The sequence below is a fragment of the Rhodanobacter sp. IGA1.0 genome (assembly GCF_040208325.1).
GTDB classification, from domain to species: Bacteria; Pseudomonadota; Gammaproteobacteria; order Xanthomonadales; family Rhodanobacteraceae; genus Rhodanobacter; species Rhodanobacter spathiphylli.
Genome location: NZ_CP157948.1, coordinates 2930509 through 2950977, shown reverse-complemented (window position 1 = coordinate 2950977; position 20469 = coordinate 2930509). Strand labels below are relative to the sequence as shown.

Annotated in this window: 20 protein-coding genes and 1 tRNA gene; 14 read left to right on the top strand and 7 right to left on the bottom strand. The window is 67.4% G+C overall.

Annotated features, from left to right (window positions below):
• Window positions 1–8: 8 nt before the first annotated feature.
• The 9 genes from tolQ to ABNK63_RS13335 all read left to right on the top strand — a co-directional run bounded on the left by tolQ (window position 9) and on the right by ABNK63_RS13335 (window position 6714).
• On the top strand, window positions 9–695 hold the full coding sequence (tolQ, locus tag ABNK63_RS13375) for a protein TolQ (RefSeq protein WP_007808409.1): 687 nt from the start codon (window positions 9–11) through the stop codon (window positions 693–695).
• Between the two features lie 13 nt (window positions 696–708).
• Window positions 709–1161 carry a protein TolR gene (tolR, locus tag ABNK63_RS13370; protein WP_007808412.1) on the top strand — a complete coding sequence of 151 codons (453 nt, stop codon included), beginning with the start codon at window positions 709–711 and terminating at the stop codon, window positions 1159–1161.
• A complete protein-coding gene (tolA, locus tag ABNK63_RS13365) occupies window positions 1148–2092 on the top strand; it encodes a cell envelope integrity protein TolA (RefSeq protein ID WP_350015902.1) in 945 nt (314 codons plus the stop codon). Before tolR ends, tolA begins: the two co-directional genes overlap by 14 nt.
• A gap of 8 nt (window positions 2093–2100) precedes the next feature.
• Window positions 2101–3420, top strand: coding sequence for a Tol-Pal system beta propeller repeat protein TolB (gene tolB / locus ABNK63_RS13360; protein WP_007808415.1), 1320 nt, complete (start codon window positions 2101–2103; stop codon window positions 3418–3420).
• A gap of 250 nt (window positions 3421–3670) precedes the next feature.
• Window positions 3671–4177, top strand: a complete 507-nt coding sequence (pal, locus tag ABNK63_RS13355; RefSeq protein WP_007808417.1) for a peptidoglycan-associated lipoprotein Pal — start codon at window positions 3671–3673, stop codon at window positions 4175–4177.
• A complete protein-coding gene (ybgF, locus tag ABNK63_RS13350; RefSeq protein ID WP_350015901.1) occupies window positions 4177–5040 on the top strand; it encodes a tol-pal system protein YbgF in 864 nt (287 codons plus the stop codon). Before pal ends, ybgF begins: the two co-directional genes overlap by 1 nt.
• 11 nt (window positions 5041–5051) lie before the next feature.
• Window positions 5052–5744: a 7-carboxy-7-deazaguanine synthase QueE gene (gene queE / locus ABNK63_RS13345; protein ID WP_007808420.1), complete on the top strand. Its 693-nt coding sequence runs from the start codon at window positions 5052–5054 to the stop codon at window positions 5742–5744.
• Between the two features lie 135 nt (window positions 5745–5879).
• Entirely contained in the window at window positions 5880–6566 is a 687-nt protein-coding gene (queC, locus tag ABNK63_RS13340; protein WP_007808423.1) for a 7-cyano-7-deazaguanine synthase QueC, read from the top strand.
• Between the two features lie 72 nt (window positions 6567–6638).
• Window positions 6639–6714, top strand: a tRNA-Lys gene (locus ABNK63_RS13335).
• Window positions 6715–6763: 49 nt separating this feature from the next.
• On the opposite strand, the gene ABNK63_RS13330 is transcribed toward ABNK63_RS13335, so the two are convergent.
• From ABNK63_RS13330 to ABNK63_RS13315, 4 genes are all read right to left on the bottom strand, one after another.
• Window positions 6764–8662, bottom strand: a complete 1899-nt coding sequence (locus tag ABNK63_RS13330; RefSeq protein WP_238530930.1) for a hybrid sensor histidine kinase/response regulator — start codon at window positions 8660–8662, stop codon at window positions 6764–6766.
• A gap of 130 nt (window positions 8663–8792) precedes the next feature.
• Window positions 8793–9509 (bottom strand): VTT domain-containing protein, encoded by a 717-nt coding sequence (locus tag ABNK63_RS13325; RefSeq protein WP_007808427.1) that lies wholly within the window; start codon window positions 9507–9509, stop codon window positions 8793–8795.
• A complete protein-coding gene (locus ABNK63_RS13320; protein WP_007808429.1) occupies window positions 9506–10066 on the bottom strand; it encodes a nucleoside deaminase in 561 nt (186 codons plus the stop codon). The genes ABNK63_RS13325 and ABNK63_RS13320 overlap by 4 nt, the downstream gene beginning before the upstream one ends.
• Before the next feature lie 12 nt (window positions 10067–10078).
• Complete coding sequence (locus ABNK63_RS13315; protein ID WP_007808431.1) at window positions 10079–11839, bottom strand: glutamine--tRNA ligase/YqeY domain fusion protein; 1761 nt, start codon at window positions 11837–11839, stop codon at window positions 10079–10081.
• Between the two features lie 110 nt (window positions 11840–11949).
• Here ABNK63_RS13315 and ABNK63_RS13310 point away from each other — a divergent pair, with 110 nt between their 5' ends.
• On the top strand, window positions 11950–12225 hold the full coding sequence (locus tag ABNK63_RS13310; protein ID WP_007808433.1) for a DUF2007 domain-containing protein: 276 nt from the start codon (window positions 11950–11952) through the stop codon (window positions 12223–12225).
• Between the two features lie 36 nt (window positions 12226–12261).
• Complete coding sequence (locus ABNK63_RS13305) at window positions 12262–12780, top strand: adenine phosphoribosyltransferase (protein ID WP_350015900.1); 519 nt, start codon at window positions 12262–12264, stop codon at window positions 12778–12780.
• Window positions 12781–12920: 140 nt separating this feature from the next.
• Here the strand turns inward: ABNK63_RS13305 and ABNK63_RS13300 are convergent, their stop codons facing one another.
• Window positions 12921–13523 carry a hypothetical protein gene (locus ABNK63_RS13300; RefSeq protein ID WP_007808437.1) on the bottom strand — a complete coding sequence of 201 codons (603 nt, stop codon included), beginning with the start codon at window positions 13521–13523 and terminating at the stop codon, window positions 12921–12923.
• A 77-nt stretch (window positions 13524–13600) separates the two neighbouring features.
• Window positions 13601–14548 (bottom strand): LysR substrate-binding domain-containing protein, encoded by a 948-nt coding sequence (locus ABNK63_RS13295; RefSeq protein WP_007808438.1) that lies wholly within the window; start codon window positions 14546–14548, stop codon window positions 13601–13603.
• A gap of 284 nt (window positions 14549–14832) precedes the next feature.
• Here ABNK63_RS13295 and ABNK63_RS13290 point away from each other — a divergent pair, with 284 nt between their 5' ends.
• A complete protein-coding gene (locus ABNK63_RS13290; RefSeq protein WP_350015899.1) occupies window positions 14833–17535 on the top strand; it encodes a M1 family metallopeptidase in 2703 nt (900 codons plus the stop codon).
• 51 nt (window positions 17536–17586) lie between these two features.
• Here the strand turns inward: ABNK63_RS13290 and ABNK63_RS13285 are convergent, their stop codons facing one another.
• A complete protein-coding gene (locus ABNK63_RS13285) occupies window positions 17587–18054 on the bottom strand; it encodes a hypothetical protein (RefSeq protein WP_350015898.1) in 468 nt (155 codons plus the stop codon).
• A 218-nt stretch (window positions 18055–18272) separates the two neighbouring features.
• Here ABNK63_RS13285 and ABNK63_RS13280 point away from each other — a divergent pair, with 218 nt between their 5' ends.
• Both ABNK63_RS13280 and ABNK63_RS13275 read left to right on the top strand, forming a co-directional pair.
• Window positions 18273–19313 (top strand): hypothetical protein, encoded by a 1041-nt coding sequence (locus ABNK63_RS13280; RefSeq protein ID WP_350015897.1) that lies wholly within the window; start codon window positions 18273–18275, stop codon window positions 19311–19313.
• Between the two features lie 100 nt (window positions 19314–19413).
• Window positions 19414–20463, top strand: a complete 1050-nt coding sequence (locus ABNK63_RS13275) for a DUF535 family protein (RefSeq protein WP_350015896.1) — start codon at window positions 19414–19416, stop codon at window positions 20461–20463.
• Window positions 20464–20469: the final 6 nt, after the last annotated feature.

Below are 20469 nucleotides of genomic sequence, written 5' to 3'. Positions count from 1 at the left end.
TGCAAGCAATGAACGGTGGACTGAACATTTTCACGCTGATCGCGGATTCGAGCCTGCCGGTGAAACTGGTGCTGCTGGTATTGCTGGTGTTCTCGTTCCTGTCCTGGGTCATCATCGTGCGCAAGTATTCGCAGACCAAGGCGGCGATGGAGAACGCCGAGGAGTTCGAGGAGCGCTTCTGGTCCGGCGGCGACCTGGCCCAGCTGTTCCGCGAGGTCAGCAGCCGCCAGGGCGGCACCGGCGGCATCGAGAACATCTTCGAGTCCGGCTTCCGCGAGTTCGCCCGCCAGCGCCAGCGCAAGACGCATGACACGCGCAGCGTGATCGAGGGTTCCGAGCGCGCCATGCAGGTCGCCGGCACGCGCGAGATCGGCCTGCTCGAACGCAACCTGGAATTCCTCGCCAACGTCGGCTCGATCAGCCCGTACGTGGGCCTGTTCGGCACGGTGTGGGGCATCATGGGTGCGTTCCAGGGCCTGGGCGAGATGAAGGACGTCACCATCGCGGTGGTCGCCCCGCACATCTCCGAGGCGCTGATCGCCACCGCCATGGGCCTGTTCGCCGCGATCCCGGCGCAGTGGGCGTACAACCGTTACGCCACCAAGGTCGAGCGCATCGCCTCGCGCTACGACGTGTTCCAGGAGGAGTTCTCCTCCGTGCTGCAGCGGCAGATCCAGACCGACGACGTCGCCTGAGCGGAGAGCACTCATGCGAACCTCCGGCCGTCAGCGGCGCTACAAGCTCAAATCCGAAATCAACGTGGTGCCTTACATCGACGTGATGCTGGTGCTGCTGATCATCTTCATGGTCACCACGCCGATGATGAAGTCCAACGTGGACGTGAACCTGCCGCAGGCCGACGCCAAGTCGCTGCAGCAGAAGAAGGACCCGGTCATCGTCACGGTGAAGCAGGACGGCCAGCTCTTCCTTACCCTGCCCGGCGCCGAGAAGGAGCTGCTCGACGCGGCGGCGCTGCAGACCAAGGTCGGCGCGTTCGTGCGCACCAATCCGGACGTCAACGTGCTGGTGGCCGGCGACGACCAGGGGCACTACGGCGGCGTGGTCCAGGTGCTGGCCGACCTGCAACAGGCCGGCGTCTCCAAGGTCGGCCTGATGGCCCAGCCGGTGCAGGGCAAGAGCACGTCCGATGGACGAAAGTAAGGCGACCCCGAAGGCGGTCGTAGTCTCCGCCATCCTGCACATCGGCATCGTGGGGTTTCTGTTCCTCGCGGTTCTGCCGTGCTCCAGTTACGAGAATTTCTTCAACGCGCTGCATCTGCCGGCGTGGATGAATCCGATTGCCTGCGCCAAGCCGCTGGAGCTGCAGGGGCCGATCATCGAGGCGACCCTGATCGGGCGCACCGGCAGCCCGCCACCGAAGGCGGTCAAGGCCAGGCCTGTGCCCGATTCCACCCCGCCGCCGCCGACCATCCCGCCGCCGACCCCGCCACCGCCGGTGACCCCGCCGGTAAGCCAGCTGCCGCCGCCGCCCAAGCATGTCGACGTCAAGGACCAGGAACGCGTGGTCGAGGACGCCGCCAAGCAGGCCGAAGACGCCAGGCAGTTGCAGGAAGAAAAGGAGCGCCAGCGCCAGTCCGAGCTGGATGCCGAGGCGGCGAAGAAGAAGGCCGAGGAAAAGAAGAAGCTCGACGCGCTGTTCGCCAAGATGGATGCGGCTTCGGCCCAGACCAGGCAACTGGACAACAAGGCGAAGCAGGCGAAGCAGCAGCTGGAGGACCTCAAGAACGCCCAGGACGACGGTCAGCCCGACCTGCCGGCCGCCGACCAGCGCCAGACCGGCAACAACAGCCCGAACAGCAACCTGGCCGACGAATACGCCGCGGCCATTCAGAATGCGGTCACGCCCAATTGGTTAAGGCCGGATAACATAGCGGCGCTCCCCTGTCAGGTTCACATCGTGCAATCGCCCGGTGGCGACGTGATGAGTGCGACCGTCGATTCCAGCTGCCCGTACGACGACGCAGGTCGGCGTTCGGTCGAAAATGCGGTGCTGCGCACCAAGACCCTGCCGTACAAGGGTTTTGAAAGCGTGTTCCAACGCAACCTTACCTTCACATTCAGGCCGCAATGATCAAGCCCATGCGCAAATTCAGCTCAAGCTTCGCCATCGTCCTGCTGGCCGCCGTGGCCTTGTTCGCCGGTCCTGCCGCGGCCCAGTCGCTGAATGTGGACATCGTCGGTGGCGTCAAGACCGCCACCCCGATCGTGGTCGTGCCGTTTGCCCAGGCCGGCGGCGCCCCGCTGTCGACCGATGTCGCCGACGTGATGCGCAACGATTTCAACCGCTCGGGCAAGTTCCGTTCGCTGGCCAAGAGCGACATCGTGGAGTTCCCTTCGAAGGGAGCCGACATCAAGTTCCCGACCTGGCGCCTGCTCAAGCAGGACTACATCGTGGTCGGCAGCATCCGGGACGCCGGCAACGGCATGGTCCAGGTCGAATACGAGCTGTGGGACGTCAACAAGCAGCAGAGCCTGCTGCACCAGCAGATGCCGCCGGCGCCCGCCGGTGACCTGCGCAGCGTGGCGCACCAGATCGCCGACGTGATCTACGAGAAGATCACCGGCGTGCGTGGCGCCTTCTGGACCCGCATCGCCTATATCACGGCCGTCGGCCTGGGCAACAACACGACGTATTCGCTGCTGGTGGCCGACTCGGACGGCTACAACCCGCAGGTGGTGGCGCGTTCGCGCGAGTCGCTGCTGTCGCCGGCCTGGTCGCCGGACGGCAAAAAGCTGGCCTATGTGTCGTTCGAGAGCGGCAATTCGAACATCTACGTGCAGGACATCACCACCGGCTCGCGCCAGCTGGTGGAGTCGCACCCGCGCGGCATCAATGGTGCGCCGGCGTGGTCGCCGGACGGCAGCAAGCTGGCGGTGGCCCTTTCCTACGTGGGCAACCTCGAGCTGTTCGTGCTGGATCTGGGCAGCCGCCATGAGACCCGGTTGACCAACAGCCTGTCGATCGACACCGAGCCGGTCTGGTCGGCGGACGGCCAGAGCATCTATTTCACCTCCGACCGTTCCGGCCGGCCGCAGATCTACCAGGTCCCGGCCAGCGGCGGATCGCCGCAGCGGATCAGTTTCCAGGGCCAGAACAACGCGAACGCCTCGGTGAGCTACGACGGCAAGCAGATCGCGATGGTGCAGGGCAATGGGAACGTGTATCGTATTGCCATCATGGACCGCAGCCTGGGTGACCAGGTGCGATTCCTCTCGCCGGGCCCGATTGACGAGTCCCCGAGTTTTGCTCCGAATGCCAGCATGCTGCTCTATGCCGCTACCGAAGGACGTCGCGGCGTGCTGTACGCCGTATCGGCCGACGGTCAGGTTCGCCAGCGCCTCGTACTTTCCGATGGCGACGTGCGCGAACCGGCCTGGGGGCCATACCGGCAACGATGATATTTTCATGCTGCTGCGCGAAAGTGCGGCAGCATGATGCCCAGGGATTGGGCCCGAACAGCGCCGGCAAGGCGCGTTTCGGTTTCCGGTGACGGCGCTTGTCGCGTCGAGAGCCAGTCAGGTGGATGGTGCAGGCTCACGCACCATCGATCTTTCAAGTGTCAAAATAACAGCCGGTCAACCGGCGTCAGCTGTCCCGCAATTCCCATCGTCATTGTTTGTCGGAACTCAACCCGTAAGGAACGTCACCATGAATAAGACCGTTCGCGTCGCCCTGGTTGCCCTGCTCTGCGTAGGCGCGGCCGCTTGCTCCAAGAAGCAGGAAGTCAAACCGCAGCCGGCTCCGGAGCAGGCTGCTCCCGCGCAGGCGCCCGTCTCTGACGGCAAGTACACCCCTGCCGATCTCGATACCGATGCCTGCCTGCGTCAGCGCGTCGTGTACTTCGACTTCGACAAGACCGAGATCAAGCCGGAATTCCAGCAGATCATGGCGTGCCACGCCAAGTACCTGCAGGATCGCCCGATGTCGCACATCCGTCTGGAAGGCAACACCGACGAGCGCGGCACCCGCGAGTACAACCTCGGCCTCGGCGAGCGTCGTGGCAATGCCGTTTCCGACGCGCTGCAGGCCAATGGCGGCCAGGCCAGCCAGCTGGAAGTGATCAGCTATGGCAAGGAAAAGCCGGTTTGCCGTGAGCACAACGAGGATTGCTGGAGCAAGAATCGTCGCGTCGAGATCGTCTACACGGCGCAGTAATGATGAAGCGACTGGCTAACAGCTTTGCAGCCAGGATCAGCACGGCGGGCGCCATCGCGTCCGCCGTGCTGTTCGCGTTCCCGGCTTTCGCGCAGGACTCCCGGTTGAGCCTCGCCGATCGTGTCGCGCGGCTGGAACAGCAGGCACAGAACAAGGACCAGTCCGGCACGGGCATGGTCAACCAGATGCAGCAGTTGCAGGCCCAGGTGCAGCAACTGCAGGGTCAGGTCGAGGAACTGCAGCACCAGCTGCAGACGCTCGACGACAAGAACAAGGCCCAGTACACCGATCTCGATGCCCGGCTCGGGCGTCTGGAATCGGGCGGTGCGGGCGCGGCGCCCGGCGCCGGCAATCCGCCAGCGGCGGCCGCGGGCAGCCCCGCTGCTGGCGCCAATGCGAATGTGCCGGCAGCAGCGGCCGCCGGCAACGCTCCGGCGCCCGCAGCCAGCGCGGCTGTCGCCGCGGGCGATCCCGCGGCGGCGCAGGCGGCCTACGACGTGGCGTTCAAGGCGATCCGCGGCGGCAATTACGTGGAAGCCTCGCGCGAGTTCCGCAGCTTCATCCAGCAGTTCCCGAATCATCCGCTGGTTCCCAACGCCTGGTACTGGCTGGGCGAGTCGTACTACGCCACCACCAACTACCCGGTGGCGCTGGAGTCGTTCCAGCAGCTGCTGAGCCAGTTCCCGCAGAGTGACAAGGCGCCCGACGCCCTGCTCAAGGTGGGTTACAGCCAGCTCGAGCTGAACAAGAGCGCCGAGGCCAGGGCCACGCTGACCCAGGTCACCACGAAGTACCCGGGCTCCAAGGCGGCCAGCCTGGCACAGGAACGCCTGCAGCGCCTGCAACTGCAGTCGGGCAACTGAGTCCCGCGGCGATGAGCGGCCATGACGCGCAGCAGGCGTCGGCGACGCCTGCCGCAGCCGTTCCCGAGCGGCTGCGCATTACCGAGATCTTCCACTCGATCCAGGGTGAAGCCGACGCGATCGGCTGGCGCACCGTGTTCGTGCGCCTCACCGGCTGCCCGCTGCGCTGCGTCTGGTGCGACACCGAATATTCGTTCCACGGCGGCGACTGGCACGGCATCGACGAGATCCTGGCCGAAGTCGCCTCGCATGGCGCGCGGCATGTCTGCGTCACCGGCGGCGAGCCGCTGGCGCAGAAGCGCTGCCTGATCCTGCTGCAGCGCCTGTGCGATGCCGGCTACGAGGTGTCGCTGGAGACCTCGGGCGCGCTGGACGTTTCCGCCGTCGATCCCCGCGTGCGCAAGGTGATGGACCTGAAGGCACCCGGCTCGGGCGAAAGCGCGCGCAACCTGTGGTCGAACCTCGATCACCTGCTGCCGCACGACCAGATCAAGATCGTCATCGCCAGTCGCGAAGACTACGAGTGGTCATGCGCCATGCTGGCCGAGCACCGCCTGGCCGATCGCTGCATGGTGCTGTTCTCGCCGGTCTGGGGCAAGGTCGAGCCGCGCGAACTGGCTGAGTGGATCATCGCCGACAGGCTGCCGGTGCGCTTCCAGTTGCAGCTGCACAAGCTGCTGTGGAATGACGCCGCCGGGAGATAGTTTGCTGCGCCCGCCCGGGGCGCGGGAAGGGGACGGCCATCGGTGGCCGGACCCTGCGACGAACATCGCGCGCCGGCCTGTATTGCCGGTGGCGCTTTCCGGCCGGTGACCGGTCGCACTCCGTGGATGCAAAACATGTCTGAACATTCCCCCCGCAAGGCCGTCGTACTCGTTTCCGGCGGCATGGATTCGGCGGTCGTCATCGCCATGGCTCGTGAACAGGGCTATCAGGTGCACGCGCTGAGCGTCTCCTATGGCCAGCGCCATCATTCGGAACTGGCGGCGTCCGACCGCGTGTCCAGCATGCTGGGTGCGGTCGAGCACAAGACGGTGGGCATCGACCTGCGCAGCATCGGCGGTTCGGCGCTGACCGCCGACATCGACGTGCCGCTGGATGCGGCGGATGCCAGCGCCATCCCGGTCACCTACGTGCCGGCGCGCAACACCATCATGCTGTCGATTGCGCTGGGCTGGGCCGAGGTGCTGGGCTCCAGTGACATCTGGTGCGGCGTCAACGCGGTCGACTATTCGGGTTACCCCGATTGCCGCCCGGCCTTCATCGACGCTTTCGAACAGCTGGCCAATCTGGCGACCAAGGCCGGCGTCGAGGGCGCCGGTATCCGTGTCCACGCGCCGCTGATGCGCATGAGCAAGGCCGACATCGCCCGCGAAGGGCAGCGCCTGGGCGTGGATTTTTCCGCCACGGTCAGCTGCTACCAGGCCGACGACGACGGTCGCGCCTGCGGACATTGCGACGCTTGCCGCCTGCGCGCCCAGGGTTTTCGCGAGGCCGGGCTGGCCGATCCCACGCGTTATGCGTGATCCGGCCGCGGGGCGCTTGCTTGTGCCCTTGCCACGCAGCCCGTAAAATTGATCGCTTGAGTTTTCAACGATGGGTCGTTAGCTCAGTTGGTAGAGCACTGGACTTTTAATCCATTGGTCCCGGGTTCGAATCCCGGACGACCCACCAGTTTTCAGAGCGCCCGTCCGGGCGCTCTTTTTTTGCGTCCAGCCCGCAATCACCGGCCGGCGCGGCTGCTGGTCCACGCCGACATCATCGCGCTGCGCAACTGGGGTGGCGACACGGGCTTGTACAGCAGCGGAATGTTCGCCGCGATGATCTCGCGCAGATGGTCGACGCGGGTCTCGCCGGTGACCAGCAGTCGCGCGAACGGCGTGTCGCCGTCGCGCTGGTAGTGCTGGTCGAGCGCGGCGAACAGTTCCATGCCGCGGGTGCCGCCGCGCAACTGCAGGTCGCTGATCACGATGTCCGGCGGACCGGGCCAGTTCTCGACGGCCTCCATCGCCTGCAGGCGATCCTCGGCCACCTCCACCTCGCAGCCCCAGCTGCGCAGCAGGAAACGCACCCCGGAGAGAATGGCCGGGTCGTCGTCAACCACCAGCACCCGCTTGCCGCTGAGGTCGACCGGCGTCTCCTGGGGCGCCAGCGATTCATCGGGGCTGGCGTCGGCGGTCGGCAGGCGGAAGTGGAATACGCTGCCGCGACCGAGCCGGGACTTCACCTGCACTTCGGTGTCGAGCCGCTCCGCCAGTCGCTGCACCGTGGCCAGCCCCAGTCCGAGGCCCGATTGCGAGCCATCGTCCAGCCCGGCGTCGGCACGGTCGTCGATGCGGTAGAACTCGTCGAACACGTTGGGCAGGTGTTCCGGCGCGATGCCGCTGCCGGTGTCCCAGACCTCGATGCGGATCAGCCCGTCCCCGCACCGCCGGGCACCGAGCAGCGCGCCGCCATGATGGGTGAAGCGCAGCGCATTGCTGACCAGGTTGTTGAGGATGCGGCTCAGCATGGTGCGGTCGCTGCGTACCCACAGCCGGGTCGGGTGGATGAGCAACTGCAACTCGCGCTGCTCGGCGACCATGTCGAAGTTGCGAGTGACTTCGGCAAAGACCTGGGCCAGCGGGAACTCGCTGATCTCGACCTGCACCGCCCCGGTCTCCAGCCGCGACAGGTCGAGCAGTTCGTTGAACAGATGGTCGAGCGACTGCACGCATTCCTGGATGTGGGCGATGCGGTCCAGCTGTTCCGGCCGGCTCTCGTCGACGCTCAGCGCGGAGGAAAACAGCGTCAGCGCGTAGAGCGGCTGGCGCAGGTCATGCGAGGCTGCGGCCAGAAAGCGCGACCGGGCCAGGCTGGCGGCTTCGAGCGCGGCATTCTTGTGCGCCAGCTCCCGCGTCGCCTGTTCGATCTGCTGGCGCATGCCGCTCTGTATGTCATGCAGCGCGGCGGCGGCATGGTTGAAACCCTGTTGCAGTTCGCCGATTTCCGTGCGGTCGGTCACCGGCACCTCGACCGGCCGATCGCCGATCCCCAGCTGATGCACGGCGCCGGCAAGGTGGCGCAATGGCGCACTGATCCAGCGCGCCGCCTGCCACGCGAGTACCCCGGCGAGCAGCAGGCTGACCAGCAGCGCGATCAGTGCGTGGCGCAGGCTGGCGCGCTGCATGGCGATGGCTTCATGCAGGCTGACGTCCACCCGCACCGAACCTTCGGCCACGCCGCCGGGCTGGTCGCGGTCGACCATCTCGCGCACCACGGTGAGGACCTCCGCCGGCTTGCGGTTGCCGTCGAGCTCGTTGTGGTCGGCGAGGATCTGGCCGGCGCCGCTACGTATCTGCACCCGGATGACATGCGGCAGGTCGCCCACCGAGTCGGCGATGCGGTTCAGCTCGCGCAGCTGCATGTTGCGCAACGGCTGCAGGCTGATCGAGGCGGCCTGGGTGGCGATGGCGTCGGCATTGCTGCGGGCCATCTCGCGCAGGTTGACCAGTTGGCGCTGGGCCAGGAAGGCCGCCAGCAGGGCGGCGGTGATCAGGGCGGGCATCAGGGCCACGAAGGCCATGCGCTGCATCAACGACCGGCGTTGCCACAGTCGTTTGGGCCAGGAGTCAGCCGCCATGTCCATCCGTCCCGTCTCCCATCGCGCGTCGCGGACCGATGGGCATTGATGCCGGGCCCGAGGTGCTGCCGGTTGTCCGGTGGTCACACTAGCGCGAAACGGCTCGGCTTGGCAGCTGCCGCGATCCGTTTCACTCCGGCGGGAATCGGCGCTGACGCCGGCGCCGGGTCATGCGTTCGATCAGCAGGGGCAGCAGGGCCAGCAGGGCGATCGCGCCCAGTGGCAACAGCACCCCGCGGTGCAGGAACAGGCCCAGCCCGAGGCTGTCGCTCTGGCTCATCGCGTCGCCAAGACCGGCGCCGATCGAGGTTTCGAAGATCAGCGCGACCGTGCCGCCCAGCCAGCTGGCGCCCAGGAACAGCCACAGCGGGCAGCGCAGCCAGGCCAGCGCCACCGTGACCGCGCCGAACGGCACGATCGGAATGAAGCGCAGGAACAGGGTGTAGCTGACCGGGTGCCGCTCGAAGCCATGGTGCAGCCGCGCCACGATGGCCGGCGGCTGGCGGCTGCCCGGGCCGAAGGCATAGCGGCTGGCCAGGAACAGGATCAGTGATCCCAGGGTCAGCCCCAGCGACGAATACAGCGTGGCGTCGAACACCCCGAAGGCGAAGCCGCCGGCCAGGATCACCACGATGGTGCCGGGGATGCCGGTGGCCACGGTCAGCGTCAGCAGTCCGGTGAAGGCCAGCCGGCTCAACCACGGGTGGTCATCGATCTGCGCATGCAGGCTGGCCTGGTTGGCCAGCAGCCGGTGCGGGGTCAACTGGTCCAGCGAGCCGGAGGCGAACAGCACGACGCCGGCCAGCACCAGCAGCACCAGCGGCAGCGTGGCGCGCCAGCGGCTCAATACGGCGTGCCGCTGGCGCCGTAAGTGGCCAGTACCGCACGGGCCTGGTCACGCAGGATGTCGCGCCGAACCGAGATGTTGCGGCGCTCGAGTTCGCCGATCCAGTCGGCCGGCAGCGGGCCTTCGTCGAAATCGGTCAGCTCTTCCACGTCTTCGGAACGCGCGCCGATCAGCAGTTCATCGATGCCGGCCCAGACGCTGGCGCCGTAGCACTGGCAGCACGGCTGCGAGCTGGTGGCCAGCACGTAGTGGCCGCCGTCCTCGTTCAGCCGGTGCCGGCTCAGCCGCTGCTGGGCGATCATGATCACCATCATTTCCGCGTGCGCCACCGAGCAGCTCTGCGGCACCACGCGGTTCACGCCCACGGCGACCAGCCGGCCGCTGTGGTTGTTGAACACGGCCGCTCCGAACGGACCGCCGCCGCCGCGCTCGACGTTCTGTCTCGACAGCTCGATCGCCAGCCCGACGCGTTCCTCGTCGCTCTGGTAACGCCGGTTGGCATCGGCCACGTCGCCGATCCACGGCGGCAGGGTCAGATGGATTTGCAGGGGCAACATGCGGTTCTCCGTTTACTGGCCAGCGGCCCTGGCCCAGACGTCGCGCAAGGTCACCGTGCGATTGAACACCGGAGCCTCGGCGCGATGGTCGACGCGGTCGGCCACGAAGTAGCCCAGGCGCTCGAACTGGAAGCGCTGTTCGGGTTCGACACGGGCCGCGGCCGGTTCCAGCCACGCCTGCACCACGCGCTTGGCGTCGGGGTTGATGTGATCCAGCCAGGTCTTGCCGTCTTCCTCGTTGTCGGGCGCGGGCACGCTGAACTGGCGGTCGTACAGGCGCACCTCGGTGGCCACCGCGTGCTTCGCGCTGACCCAGTGGATGGTGCCCTTCACCTTGCGGTCGGCGCCGGGCAGGCCGTGGCGGGTTTCCGGGTCCAGCGAGCCGTGCAGCTCGGTGACGTTGCCGTCGGCGTCCTTGACGATGTCGGTGCATTTCACGATGCCCACGCCGCGCAGGCGCACTTCGCCGTCGGGCTTCAGGCGATGGAAACCCTTCGGCGGCACCTCGGCGAAATCGTCGCGCTCGATCCACACCTCGCGGGAGAACGGCACCTCGCGGGTGCCGAAGCTCTCGTCCTTCGGATGGTTGGCGAAGCCCAGCGTTTCCTCGTGGCCTTCGGGCAGGTTGGTCAGCACCAGCTTCAGCGGGTCGAGCACTGCCATGCGTCGCGCCGCGGTGGCGTCCAGGTCCTCGCGGATGCAGCCTTCGAGCACGGCGTAGTCGATCACGCTGTTCTGCTTGCTCACGCCCAGCCGCTCGATCAGCAGGCGCAGTCCGGCCGGGGTGAAGCCGCGGCGGCGCAGTCCGCGCAAGGTGTTCATCCGCGGGTCGTCCCAGCCGTCGACGAAGCCGTCGCTGACCAGCTGGGCCAGCTTGCGCTTGCTGGTGATGCAGTAGCTGAGGTTGAGTCGGGAGAACTCGATCTGGCGCGGCTTGGCCGGCTGCGTGGGCATCCCCGCGGCGAGCAGCGGCTGCCACAGCTGCGGATGGTTCGGCAGGTCGACCTTGTCGACGAACCAGTCGTACAGCGGGCGGTGGTCCTCGAACTCCAGCGTGCACAGCGAGTGGGTGATGCCTTCCAGCGCGTCGGACAGGCAGTGCGCGTAGTCGTACATCGGGTAGATCGGCCACGCGTCGCCGGTGTTCTGGTGGGCGATCTTGCGCACCCGGTAGATCGCCGGGTCGCGCATGTTGATGTTGCCCGAGGCCATGTCGATCTTCGCGCGCAGGGTCTTGCTGCCGTCGGCGAATTCACCCGCGCGCATGCGCGCGAACAGGTCGAGGTTCTCTTCCACCGAGCGCTCGCGATACGGCGAATGGCGGCCCGGCTCGGTCAGCGTGCCGCGGTACGCGCGCATCTGCTCGGCGTCGAGGTCGTCGACATAGGCCACGCCGTCGGTGATCAGTTTGCACGCCGCCCGGTAGAACACCTCGAAGTAGTCCGAGGCGTGGCGCAGCTCGTGCCATTCGAAGCCGAGCCAGCGCACGTCGTCCTTGATGCCCTCGACGAATTCGGGGTCTTCCTTGCCCGGGTTGGTGTCGTCCAGGCGCAGGTTGCACCAGCCGCCGAATTCCTTCGCGATGCCGAAGCTGAGGCAGATCGCCTTGGCGTGACCGATGTGCAGGTAGCCGTTCGGCTCCGGCGGAAAGCGGGTGTGGATCGCCGAGTGCTTGCCCGAAGCGAGGTCGTCGCGCACGATCTGCCGGATGAAATCCTGGGGTGCCGCGGCCGGCGGCTGGGCGGGTGCGGCGGCGGGCTGATCGGTCGACATCGGGCTGTGGCTCACGGACGGTGGTGGAAACGTGCAAGTTTACCCTGTCACCGTGATCGGGGCAGGGCGACCGGCTTGCCCCGCGCTGCCGTGCGGGTTAGCGTGCGCCCATGCACATCGTGTATCGCGCCGAGAACCTGTTCGATGCCCATCTGGTCAAGGATGCGCTGGAAGGCGGCGGCATCCCCGCGTTCATCGCCGGCGAGTACCTGACCGGCGCGGTGGGCCAATTGCCGGCGATGGACTACATCGCGGTGATGGTGCCCGAGGCCGCGCTGGCCGACGGCCAGGCCATCGTGGCCGGGGTCGAGTTGCAGCTGAGCGAAGCGCGCGAAGCGATCCGCAACGACGAACTGCCTGGCGAGCCGCTGCCGCTGCCGTGCTGAGCGGCGCTTCACGACGTGGATTCCCGGGGAAACGACATGCATGAACTCGCCGCGCTGATTCGCGCCGTGCCCGACTTTCCGCGCGCCGGCGTGGTGTTCCGCGACGTGACGCCGCTGCTGGCCGACGCCGCAGGCTTCGCCCGCTGCATCGATGCGCTGGCCGAGCCGTGGCTCGGCCACGGCGTGCAGGCGGTGTGCGGGATCGAGGCGCGCGGCTTCATCTTCGGCGCAGCGCTGGCGCACAAGCTGGGCGCGGGCTTCGTGCCCTTGCGCAAGCCCGGCAAGCTGCCGCCGCCGGTGATCGCGATGGACTATCAGCTGGAATACGGCACGGATCGGCTGGAAGTCCAGCACAACGCCATCCGCCCGGGCGAGCGCGTGCTGCTGGTCGACGACGTGCTGGCCACCGGCGGCACGCTGGCTGCGGCGCGGGTGCTGGTCGGGCAACTGGACGCCGAGCTGGTCGGCGCCAGCGTGGTGATCGAACTGGACGCGCTGCGCGGGCGCGAGCGCTGGACCGGCGGCGAGCCGCTGCACGGCCTGCTGCACTACTGAGAGGTTGTGATTTTTTCAACCTCTCAGGTCGGCCAAGGACGGCCGAGCATGAAGCGGTCACGCAAGTGACTGTTTCATGTGAGCGAGTCCGGACATGCGCCGGACTCGCGATGGAAGAAAACCACAGGAAGTGGCTTTCTTCACAGGCTCTGAGTGATGGTCACGCCTTCGACGTAGATCAATTCGCAGGCGCCGCCACCGGTGTCGTCGCGGGTCATCGAGGTGTTCCAGTGCCAGCCGTCCGCCCGGGTGGCATCGACCAGGAAGCCCTCGATGTGCACCACCTGGCCCGGCCGGACCAACTCCAGCTGGCGCTTCACGTCCTCGTCGGCCGGGATCATGTGCATGTTGGCGCTGGAGGTTTCGATCTCGCGGCGCGGTATCGGGAAGTCCTTCACGTGCCAGTAGTAGAAGCGCCCGGACTGGCTGATGTCGATGCCGGCCAGCACGGTGCTGTCGGACATGCGGCCCCAGCCCAACGCCAGATCCAGCGGCACCAGGTCGCCATCGCGGGAGCCCGAATAGTCCTTGCGCGACAGCACCCGCGCGGTGATGTCGAAGTGGGCGCGCGTCTGCAGGTTGACGCCGTCGCGTTGCAGCTGTGCGCCGTGGTCGAGGTCGACCTGCTGCGGTGCGTCGGGAGCCAGCACGCCCGGCCCGGTTTCCACTGCCGCGTGCTGCCGGTGCGACAGCACGAACAGCAGGACCAGCAGCACCGCAGCGGCGATCAGCAGTTTGCGCATCGTCAGGGAGTATCCGTGGTCGGCCGGGCCGCTTGCAGGTGGATGATGGATGCCATCTCGCGTCCGGCGCGTTCGGGTCAGCCGGCGGAGGCTTTCGCCGCCGGCGGCGTCGCCACGGTGTGTGCGTCCAGCAGGTCGGCGGGCAGGTCGCGCAGCACGTCGGCGAGGCGCTTCAGGAAGGCGTCCATCGCCGAGCTCTTGCGCCAGACCATCGCGATGCGCCGGCTTGGCGGCGTTCCCCTGAACTCGATCAGGTGCAGGTTTTCCAGCGGCGCCACCGGCGGCTTCACCGCGGTCACCGGCAGCAAGGTGATGCCCACGTTGGCCGCCACCATCTGGCGCAGCGTTTCCAGGCTGGTGGCGCGGAAGCCGGAATGTTCGCCCGCGCCGGCCAGGTGGCAGACCTCCAGCGCCTGGTCGCGCAGGCAGTGGCCGTCCTCCAGCAGCAGCAGGTTCTGGTGGGTGAGGTCGGCCAGCTTCAGCTGGCCCTGCTTGTGCGCCAGCGGATGCGCCTCGGACACCGCCAGCAGGAACGGCTCCTCGAACAGGAATTCCTGATGCAGGCTGTCCTCGTGCAGCGGCAGGGCGAGGATGCCGGCGTCGAGTTTGCCCTCGTGCAACAGGCGCAGCACGGTCTCGGTCTTCTCCTCGACCAGCAGCAGTTCCAGTCGCGGAAACGCCTTGCGCACCAGCGGCAGCACATGCGGCAGCAGGTACGGTCCCAGCGTGGGGAAGATGCCCAGCCGCACCGTGCCGGATTCAGGGTCCAGTGTGCGCCGGGCCACGCCGCGGATCTGCTCGATCTCGTTGAGCACGTTGCGCGCGCGCATCGCAATGTCGCGGCCGACCTCGGTCAGCAGCACCTTGCGCGGCGTGCGCTCGACCAGCGGCACGCCCAGTTCGTCCTCCAGCTTCCTGATCTGGGTGGACAGGGTGGGCTGGCTGACGAAGCAGGCATTCGCGGCGCGCCCGAAATGACGGTGCTCGGCCAGGGCCACCAGGTATTGAAGGTCGCGCAGATTCATCGCTCATCCCGGTACGACAATAGCCAGAAGCTATGAGCGAGATGGTAACAATCAATTGGAGCAATGCAAGCGAGGTCGCTAAGCTGTGCGCCATTGATCCCGTGACAACCCGCGCGTCGGAGTCCCTCCCTCTCCCCCGCAGGCGCGCGGGCTTCCCCAACCGGCCATGAAGTCCTCTTCATCGCCGGTTTTTTTTGGCCCGTGCCCGGCCATGCCTTCTGGCACTGGGTCGAAGGTCATGCCGGCTCTAGCTTGGGGATTCTCCACAACCCAGGGAAACCAACATGCGCCGTCTCGTCCGCCCGCTCCTGCTTACCGCACTCGCCACCTGTTGCGGCGCCGCGTTTGCCGCCACCGCCGACCAGGCGCCGCAGGGTCGCCTGCCGGGCTGGGCGGTGCCGCAGTCGTACCAGCTGGCGTTCAAGGTCGATCCGGCGCAGCAGGACTTTTCCGGCACCACCACGATCAAGGTCAAGCTGACCCAGGCCTCCGACCACCTGTGGCTGGATGGCGCCGAGCTGAAGGTGTCGAAGGTGACGATCACCGACGCCGCCGGCAGGACGCACGCGGGCAAGTACGTCAACGTCGACCCGAAGACGGGCGTGGTGCGGGTGGATTTCGGCAGCACGCTGAAGCCGCAGGACCTCACCGTGAAGTTCGAGTACAGCGCGCCGCTCAACCAGCAGCTGCAGGGCCTGTACAAGGTCACCGCCAAGGGCCAGCCGTATGCGATGACGCAGATGGAGCCGATCAGCGCGCGTTTCGCCTTCCCCGGTTTCGACGAGCCCGGCTTCAAGACCCCGTTCGACATCAGCATCACCGTGCCTGACCACGAGAACGTGGTGGCCAATACCAGGCAGGTGAAGGAGCAGCCGGCCGGCAAGGGCTGGAAGACCGTGACCTTCGCCCAGACGCTGCCGCTGCCGACCTACCTGGTCGCGTTCGCGGTCGGTCCGTGGGACATCGTGGACGGCCCGGACATCTCGCCCGACGCCTACCGCAGCGAGCCGCTGAAGCTGCGCGGCATCGCCGCCAAGGGTGAAGGCCATCGCATGGAACACGTGCTGGGCGAGACGCCGAGCATCATCCATGCACTGGAGAACTACTACGGCTTCGGCTATCCGTTCGGCAAGCTCGACCTGCTGGCGGCACCGGATTTCGAAGCCGGCGCGATGGAGAACCCGGGCCTGGTGACGTTCCGCGACTGGCTGCTGCTGCTGGACAAGGATTCCCCGGCCCGCAACGTGCAGGGCTCGTTCAACGTCAACGCGCATGAGCTGGCGCACCAGTGGACCGGCGACACGGTGACCACCGCGTGGTGGAACGACATCTGGCTCAACGAGGCGTTCGCGACCTGGATGCAGCAGAAGGTCACCATGCAGGTGCATCCGGAATACCGCGCCGACCTCGACCGCGTGCGCGGCGCGCAGGGCGCGATGAGCAACGACAGCCTGACCAGCGCCCGCAGCATCCGCCAGCCGATCTCCGGCAACGGCGACATCATGACCGCGTTCGACGGCATCACCTACCAGAAGGGTGCCAGCGTCATCGCCATGTTCGAGAACTACGTGGGCGAGAAGACCTACCAGAAGGGCATGCGCGCCTACATCCAGAGCCAGAAGTACGGCAACGCCACCGCCGATGACCTGGTCTCGGCGATCGCCACCGCGGCCGACAAGGGCGAGGCGTTCAAGCATGCGTTCAAGAGCTTCCTCGACCAGTCCGGCGTGCCCTACGTGGCCACGAAGCTGGAGCAGAAGGACGGCAAGACCGTGCTGCAGCTGAGCCAGAGCCGCTACCTGCCGCTGGGCAGCAGCGGCGACGCCAGGCGCATCTGGGGCGTGCCGGTGTGCGTGCGCTACGGCACCGACGCCCACGGCAAAGATGGAGCACCGTCCAGCAAGGTCGCCTGCGACATGCTCGACCAGGCCACCGGTTCGATGGAGCTGCCCGGCGCCAGCAAGCCGACCTGGGTGATGCCGAACGCGGACGCCAGCGGCTACTACCGCTTCAGCCTCGACAAGGACGGGCTCGAGCGCCTGATCAAGCAGGTCGGCAAGCTCAGCGACGCCGAGCAGCTGGCCTACGCCGACGCGATCAACGCCAGCTTCCGTCGTGGCGATCTGGATGCCGGCCAGGTGCTGGCCGCCATGCAGCCGCTGACCGGTTCGAAGATCCGCGAAGTGGCCACCGTGCCACTGGACACGGCCGGCGGTCTCTACCATCGCATCGCCACCACCGATGCCCAGCGCGCCCGCCTGGCCGCATGGGCAAAGGCCGCCTACCTGCCGCGACTGGAGCAGCTCGGCTACCAGCGCAAGACGGGCGAGCCGGAAGACGACTCGCTGATGCGCAGCAGCCTGGCCAGTTCGCTGGCGTTCGACTTCAAGCTGCCCGAAGTACGTGCGGCCCTGCTCAAGCAGGGTGATGCGGCGTTGAAGCCGACGGCGGATGGCCACCTGAACCTGGCCGCGGCCGATCCCGACCTGCTTGGCGATGCGCTGGGCGTGGCGGTGCAGGAACACGGCAAGAGCGCGGTCGATGCACTGATCGCCGAGTTGCCGAAGACCAGCGACCCGGCGCTGCGCAACGGCATCCTCGGCGGCCTGGCCAGTGTGGAAGATCCGGCACTGGCCGAGCAGGTGCGCAACTTCGCGCTGACCAAGCCGGTCAAGGTCGGCGAGATGGGCATGCTGCTGCGCGGTGGTCGCGATACGCAGGCCCAGCGTGACGCGATGTGGAACTGGTTCACCGCTCACTACCAGCAGATCCTCGATCGCACCGGCAGCTTCTCCGGTGGCCGCCTGCCGTCGCTGGCCGCCGGTGGCGGCTGCTCCACCGCCGAGTACGATCGCCTGCAGGCGTTCTTCAAGACCCGCGAGAAGGACGCGGCCGGCATCGGTCGTGGCCTGGCGCAGACCGGCGAGTCGATCCAGCTGTGCAGTGCGCTGACGGCGAAGCAGGACCCGGCCAGCATCCTGCGCTAAGCGGCAACGAGGCATCCGCCGCCGGCACGGCATCGTGCCGGCGGCGCTTTTTTATCCGGGCGTGCTCGGGTCCTGCGGCAAGCCGGCTTCCATCCAGCCGTCGATGAACGCCTCGAGGGCCAGTCGCGCGGGCGGCACGATGCCGGCCTCGCGCACGAAGGCGGCGGCGGACTGGATCAGCAGTTGTCGCGACTGGCTGGAAGCCTGTCGTGCAGCGGCTTGTTGCTGGCGCAGTTGCACGATATGCGGCGACGGCTGTCCGGGTCTGGCGAACTTCTGGTGGCGACGCAATTCGTCGGCGACCTGCCCGGTGTCGAACGCTGCCTTCAGCACGGCCTTGCGTGCATGCAGCAGGCGAACCAGCTGGCTCGCCGCCGGTGAGGGCCGGGCATCGACGCCCGGGGTCCGCAGGATCGCGGCAAGTTCGGGCGAACAGGAGGCAGGGCAGCTTCCACCGGCGACGAATTGCTCCAGGTCGCGCAGAAAGGCAGCATGCTGGAACGGTTTCGGCGTGGCCATGGCAAACCTTCGCTGGGGAAGCAGCGACCATACGTGCTTGCACCGCCATCCGCCACGCGTGCCCGCAACACATGCCCCATCCGCCGTATCCGTTCACACCCCGGGCGGCGGGACAGCGATAAAATTGCCACGTTGCACCGATGTGCGCCCGGGTCCTGTTCGGGGCCGGCGCCGTCCTTCATCCCACATCTCCATCGGCATCGCCTACAGGGGGCTTGATGATCGAGCTGGAAATCCAGGGGCTTTCGCAGAGTCGCGAAGGTCTGCTCATCGAAGTTGGCCGTTTCATTCTTGCCAGCGGTTTCACCTTGCAGCGCCAGCGTCTGGTGCAGGACCCCCATGGAACCCTGTTGACGATGGTGGTGCGCGGCTCGCCGCGCAAGAAGCGCGAACTGGAAGCGGCGCTGGAAGGTTACGACCGCTTCGTCAGTTTCCGGATCACGCCGTTCGTGGAAGGCGAGGAGCAGCCGCATTTCGGCGCCACGGTGAAGCGGGCGACCTATCTGCCGCCGCCGGCACCCGAGCCGGTCACGCCTGTCGCGAAGGTGGCGGCGCCTGCACCGGCTCGCGTCGCTTCGCCTGCCGCATCGCCATCGAGAGATGTGCTGACGGACGAACCCTTCGCGGTGGCGCCGATCCTGGCCCGGCCCGCGAAGACCGACGCCGTGCAGGCCGAAGCCGTGCAGACCGTTCCGGCAGCGCCGCCTGCGCCGCCGGAACCGGACTTCGAATTCATCCTGCCCACCACACGCGCGCCGGCGCCACCGCCTGCCGCCTCGGTGGAGGCGAACCCCTTCGTCGACGTGGTGGCGCTGGACGCGGACGAGGGCGCGGTCGACAAGGCGCTGCAGTCCATCGAGTACGACTACCCGAAACTCATGCCCAGGCTGCTGGCGTTGAGCGGTGCGGTGCCCGAGGGTGCACGCGAATCCTCGCTGGCGCTGGCCGGTCAGCGCGCCGGTGCATGGGTGTTCGCGCGGGAATACGCGCTGGATGGCGGCCTGGGCCTGGCCGATGCACTCGAGCGCATCGGCACGCCGGCCTTGCGTGCGCTGGTGGAAGTGGAGCAGCAGGGCGCTCAACTGCATATCCTCGACAGCCCGCTGTGCACGAACCAGGGCCATTCCGGCTGCAGCTTCTTCAGCGGATTCCTGGAAGGCTTGCTGGGACCGGTCATCGCGCCGGGAAGCCTGTCGATCTTTCCGGTGTGTTGCCGCAGCTACGGCGCGGACGAGTGCGTGCTGGCGATTTCGGACTGACGGGTTCGCCGGCCGCAGCCACGGACGGCTGAACGCAGGCATTTCAAAAACCGCTGGCTCGCGCGTCTCACAGGTCAACTCGGCATGACGAGGCGGACCGATGCGCATCGAACAAATCAGCAGGACGACCCGCTTGTGGATGGAGGCCGTGCGCAGTCGCTGGTCGCTGCGCCAGGCCTCCGGTGACGGGCGCTGGCAGCTCGCACTGCACATGACCAGCTGGTTGCGGCTGTGCGTCGGCCAGACCCGATGGCTGCACTCGCTGCATGCGCGCGAGGCGATGTGGCGGGCGGCCCAGGCCGATCCGCGGCTGTACGAGCGCTGGCACCGGCCCTACATCTCGACGCACTTCAGCGCCGCCGCACGCCGTCGCATCGTCAACGCGCACTACGATTTCGTGATGCGCCGGTTTCCCGCATGGCTGGCCGAACGCCTCGTGCTGGGCGGCGGCGCGCGCCTGACCACGCTGCGGCTGGAGGATGCGGCCGACGTGCATTTGCATCTGCGCAAGCCTTCGCGTGCCGACGCAGGCGAGCTGAGCCTGCTGCTGCTCAGCGACGACAAGGACGTGCTGGCCTCGTGCATCCTGACCTTCGACCGACGCGACAGCATCACCATCGGGGCGTTGCGGGGCGCGGGACCGCATGCGCCGTTCGAGGCGACGCGGGAATTCATCCGGGGCAGCCACGGCCTGCATCCGAAGGACCTGCTGATGTCGCTGGTGCGGGAGCTGGCGGCGCTGCACGGGCTGAAGCGGATTCGCGCCGTCACGGCGGCAGCCTGCGTCGGCCAGTCGGGTGCGGATGCCGACGGTGCGGACGTGGAAGCTGCCGCCAGCGGCGATGCGTTCTGGGAGGCACAGGGCGGCGTGAGCGCCGGCGCGGGCTGTCATGCGCTGCCGTTGTCGCTGATTCCCGCGCCGTGCGCCGAAGGCCCGCGCAGTCGCCGCGAAAGGCAGCAGCGCAGCGAAGCCTTCCGCCGGAAGGCTGCCGAGGTCTTCGCGGCCGCGTTGCGGCGATCGACCGGAGCGCAGCCTGCCGCTGCGGAAACCGCGGTCCCGCGCGAAGGCGCGCCGACGCCGGCCCAGCGATTTCGCGGCGGCGAGAAACACCCCGCCGTTGCCGCCAGCCTGCTGGCTGCCGGTCCGTGACGCGCG